The organism is Vibrio sp. V08_P9A1T1, from assembly GCF_963874405.1.
Taxonomy (GTDB): Bacteria; Pseudomonadota; Gammaproteobacteria; order Enterobacterales; family Vibrionaceae; genus Vibrio; species Vibrio anguillarum.
In genome coordinates, this window is sequence record NZ_CAWNIB010000141.1 from 1 (window position 1) to 4,691 (window position 4,691).

Genomic DNA, 4,691 nt, shown 5'->3' on the forward strand with positions numbered 1-4,691 from the left:
GCTTTAATTAGTTTGAGAAACGTTTTTATTATCATTATTATTGCCCGTCATTTTACTGATAAATTCAATATTTAACAGATAAAAATAAGAATGAATCTCACTCGCACATCACCATAAGTTGATCACCTATGTTTCAATGGTTTGAAAATCTCACGACGGCGTTTCCTAAAGAAGAGCCGCAACAACCGCCTAACTCCTTATTAGCCTTCTGCCGTCATTACACGCGGGGTTTTGAAGTACCGTTATTGGTCATGTCACTGCTCAGTGCTTGTGTGGCGATTGCCGAAGTCACCCTCATTCGCTATATGGGTGAATTGGTTGATATGCTTGGCAGCCAACAACGTGCCACATTCTGGGCTGATCAGAGTGACCGCTTGTGGGTAATGGCCGCGCTGGTGGTGGTCATTATGCCGCTGCTGGCTTTCTTCCACTCCATGATCATGCACCAAACGCTACTGGGTAATTACCCGATGTCGATACGTTGGATGATCCACCGCTACTTACTCAAACAGAGCGTCAGTTTTTTCCAACGCGATTTCGCGGGGCGAATTGCCACCAAAGTGATGCAAAGTTCACTCGCCGTGCGAGAAACAGTGATGAAACTGGTCGATGTACTGGTTTACATCGCGGTCTACTTCGTCTCGATGATTTGGATGATGGGCGAATCTGACCGCATCTTGATGATCCCGATTCTGATTTGGCTCGTGGCCTACATCATCATTCAATTGTATTTCATTCCCAAGATGAAAAAAGTGGCGACCGATCAAGCCGATGCTCGCTCAACTATGACGGGCAGCATAGTCGACAGTTACACCAACATTGCCACCGTGAAACTGTTTTCCCATTCACAGCGAGAAATGCAGTACGCCAAAAGCAGCATGAAACGGTTTTTGAACACCGTGTACCAACAGATGCGCATGGTGACGTGCCTATTATGGAGTGTTGACGCCATCAACTATTTACTGCTGTTTTCTATCGCCGCTTTATCAATCAATTTGTGGCTCGATGCCTCAGTGACTGTCGGTGTCATTGCGATTGCGATTAGCATTGCGCTGCGCGTACAAGGCATGTCGAAATGGATCATGTGGGAAGTGAGCGCACTATTTGAAAATATCGGTACTGTGGTGGATGGAATGAATACCTTGTCGCAACCAGTGACCATAACGGATGTAGCCAATGCGCCGCCGCTGCAAGTAACGCAAGGGCAAATCAGCTTCCATAACGTTCACTTTCACTATGGACAAGAGAACACTGTGTTTGAGGCGCTTAACTTTGAGTTAAAAGCAGGCGAAAAAGTGGGGTTAGTGGGTCGTTCGGGCGCGGGTAAATCCACACTGGTTAACTTGCTGCTGCGATTTTACGATTTGAATGGCGGCAAAATCTGCATTGATGGGCAAGATATTTCGCAGGTTAGCCAAGATTCACTGCGCCAACACATTGGTATGATCACGCAAGATACTTCTCTGTTGCACCGCTCAATCCGCGACAACATTCTCTATGGCAACCCAGAGGCCGGGGAAGAGGCGCTGATAGAAGCAAGCCGTCAAGCGCATGCTCATGATTTTATCGCGCAGTTGCAGGATGAGAATGGCAACCTTGGTTACGATGTTCAAGTGGGAGAACGCGGTGTCAAACTCTCTGGCGGCCAACGCCAACGCATTGCGATTGCCAGAGTGCTATTAAAAAATGCACCGATTCTGATCATGGATGAAGCCACCTCGGCCCTAGATTCAGAAGTGGAAGCGGCTATTCAAGAAAATTTTGAAACTCTGATGGAAAACAAAACCGTGATCGCCATTGCGCACCGTTTATCAACCATTGCTGCCATGGATCGCTTAATTGTGCTGGATGAAGGACGAATCATTGAACAAGGCTCACACCAAGAGTTGCTGCAACAACAAGGCGTTTATGCTCAGCTATGGGCGCATCAAACGGGTGGTTTTATAGGCGAACTTGCGTAGTGGATGCTCTTTAGGCCAAAGAAAAGGCCTTTAGACACATCCAACAGAGAAAGAAGATGTGCTAAAGGCCGCGCTATTTCACCCAATACCCTCACTTGACCGAGTTTGGGTATTTTGCATACTATTTCATACCATACATAGGGGGGGGTGAATTAGCTTAAATCGACATCTTTGCAGCCAAAAAAGTAGGTCGCGAGAAAGCCAACGGTGTAGGAGATTAAAAGACCGCCAACAAACACCATCATCCCAGCAAAAATTCCTTGCTCGGAAGTCATCAATGGAATGGCGACAATGCCTGACGGGCCAAACACCGTATTTAATCCTACTGGCAAACCAAGGTAAGAAACTAAGCCGACAAAGAAACCGCCCGCCGCCCCACCAATGCAAGCGGTGACAAACGGTTTAACCCGCGGCAAGGTCACGCCATAAATCAATGGTTCGCCAATTCCCAAAATACCGGGAATGATCGCCCCTTTCACTTGCGTGCGCAGCAACGCATCTTTATTCGCTTTGAAATAGAGTGCCAGTGACGCACCCACTTGGCCGCCGCCCGCCATCGCCAAAATAGGAAACAGAGAGTTAAACCCTTGTACATCCATCAGCGCAAAATAGACTGGCACAAACCCTTGGTGAATACCAAACACCACCGAAATTAAGAACAAACCCGACAGTAACGCCGCGCCCAACGGGTTATCATTGAGGTTCAAAAACAACCATGACATGCCTTTAAACAGCTCACCACCAATCGGCATGATCACCAAGAAAGTCACCGCGCCCATAATGAGTAACGTCACCACAGAGGTTAAGATCATATCCAAATCATCAGGCATGTATTGGCGCACTTTACGTTCTACTTGCGCGCCCAGAATAGAGGCCAATAGTACCCCGATAATGTTGCCGCGTGGGTCAATGGCGAAGCCAAAGAATTCACTCATACCCGAGTAGATACCCGTTGTCGCCTCTGGGTTATACCCCAGCACAAACAGCGAAGCTAAAATGGCACCATTAACACCCGAGCCACCGAAAGCTTGCTGCGCGTTATAACCAATTAAAATACTCAAGAAGGCAAATAGCCCTTTACCAAACACTTTCATATAAGTAATGAGATCGAGCATAAACTGGCTAGGCGATTGATCGATAACGAACATTTGCTCCAGCAAAGTGGCAAAACCAAGCAACAAACCCGCAGCAATGAAACCGGGGATCAGCGGCGTAAAAATGGTCGCAAATTTGCTTAAAAAACGTTGTACGCCGCTGGTCTGCTTGCTCTTCATCTGCTTTTTCTGCTCAGCAGCAATCGCGGATAGATCGGCAGTTATGGCCACATCCGTCTCAGCACCGTCACCGTTGGCGATCATCTCATTCATCATATCGGCCGCCGTTTGCGCTTTGCCCGGGCCTAAAATGATCTGCAGTTGTTGGTCACTCTCCACCACGCCCATTACGCCGGGAAGGGTTTTCAGCAGAACCTGATCGGCCAATGCCGTATTATTTAATGTTAAACGTAAGCGCGTCATGCAGTTACCACACTTACCGATATTGCCACTACCACCGACTGCACTAAGCAGCTTGGCGATCATATTTGAGGTTATTTTTGCCATTGGGACATCCTTGGATAGATCCAGTCGGGTTATTGATCATTCAGTGCCGCGCGAATAAAACCATTATGCTTGGCCAGTTTTTGCGTCGCTTGCTCGGCGCTTAGCCCCGCAAGAATCATTACAATGGCGGTTTTACAGTGACGATGGCAGGCGCTCAGTGCTTGTTCTGCTTCCTCTTTGCTGCAACCTGTCGCTTCGACCACAATGTTATTTTGGCGCTGAATCAACTTAGCATTGGTTGCCTCGACATCGACCATGAGGTTGCCAAACACTTTACCGCAACGAATCATCGCGCCGCTGGTTAACATGTTAAGCACCAGTTTTTGCGCCGTGCCCGCTTTCATACGTGAAGAGCCCGTGACCACTTCCGCGCCCACCACAGGCACAATGGCAATGTCAGCCGCGTGCTGCATCGCGCAATCTGGGTTGCACACTACTGCCACAACCGTTGCACCCAGTGATTTAGCGTAAGCCATGCCGCCTAGCGCATAGGGTGTGCGACCACTGGCGGCGATACCCACCACCACATCGTTGCGGGTCAAATTAATATTTTTCAGATCGCTTTGCCCAAGCTCAACATTGTCTTCGGCATTTTCAACCGCTTTAAGAATCGCTGGGTGTCCGCCCGCAATAAGCCCAACCACTTGTTTAGGATCAGAGCCGTAGGTGGGTGGGCACTCGCTAGCATCTAAAATCCCCAAGCGACCGGAGGTTCCCGCTCCCATGTAGATCAAACGTCCACCCGCTTGAAATGCCAAGGTAATGGCATCCACCGCTTGCGCTATCTGCGGTAAGGTTTTTTCAACCGCCAACGCGACCAGTTGATCTTCATGGTTAATGACTTGCAACATCTCTAAGGTGGAAAGGGTGTCAATGTCAGCACTGGCAGGGTTGCGGCTTTCGGTAACCAACTGGGTTAGGTCTAGGTTCATCGTCTATTTCTCGGTTTGAATTCGGAACTGAGGGCGATTCTATGGAATAAAATATTCCATTTTAGTGACAAAAATCACAACAAAGGTTATTCTTTGACCAGTCATTACATGGAATAATGGCCTACAATGCACCGATATCTTTTAAGCCTCCGAACAAAAGGACAGTTAATACAAGCCACTACACTAATTTTCGTTAT

General features: G+C 48.1%; 3 protein-coding genes. 1 reads left to right on the forward strand and 2 read right to left on the reverse strand.

All coding sequences use genetic code 11. The annotated features are described in order from the left end of the window. Nucleotides 1-128: 128 nt before the first annotated feature. Nucleotides 129-1,961, forward strand: coding sequence for an ABC transporter ATP-binding protein (locus AACT21_RS06780; protein ID WP_094163572.1), 1,833 nt, complete (start codon nucleotides 129-131; stop codon nucleotides 1,959-1,961). Nucleotides 1,962-2,113: 152 nt separating this feature from the next. Here AACT21_RS06780 and murP read toward each other — a convergent pair whose 3' ends face one another. Together murP and murQ are read right to left on the reverse strand one after the other, a co-directional pair. Further along, nucleotides 2,114-3,562: a PTS N-acetylmuramic acid transporter subunit IIBC gene (gene murP / locus AACT21_RS06785; RefSeq protein ID WP_094163574.1), complete on the reverse strand. Its 1,449-nt coding sequence runs from the start codon at nucleotides 3,560-3,562 to the stop codon at nucleotides 2,114-2,116. A gap of 29 nt (nucleotides 3,563-3,591) precedes the next feature. Further along, nucleotides 3,592-4,494 carry an N-acetylmuramic acid 6-phosphate etherase gene (gene murQ / locus AACT21_RS06790; protein ID WP_047688473.1) on the reverse strand — a complete coding sequence of 301 codons (903 nt, stop codon included), beginning with the start codon at nucleotides 4,492-4,494 and terminating at the stop codon, nucleotides 3,592-3,594. Nucleotides 4,495-4,691: the final 197 nt, after the last annotated feature.

Bases quoted from the DNA above. Each gene is read 5' to 3' on its own strand.
- AACT21_RS06780 (WP_094163572.1), top strand. From the start codon at position 129: ATGTTTCAATGGTTTGAAAATCTCACGACGGCGTTTCCTAAAGAAGAG.
- murP (WP_094163574.1), bottom strand. From the start codon at position 3,562: ATGGCAAAAATAACCTCAAATATGATCGCCAAGCTGCTTAGTGCAGTC.
- murQ (WP_047688473.1), bottom strand. From the start codon at position 4,494: ATGAACCTAGACCTAACCCAGTTGGTTACCGAAAGCCGCAACCCTGCC.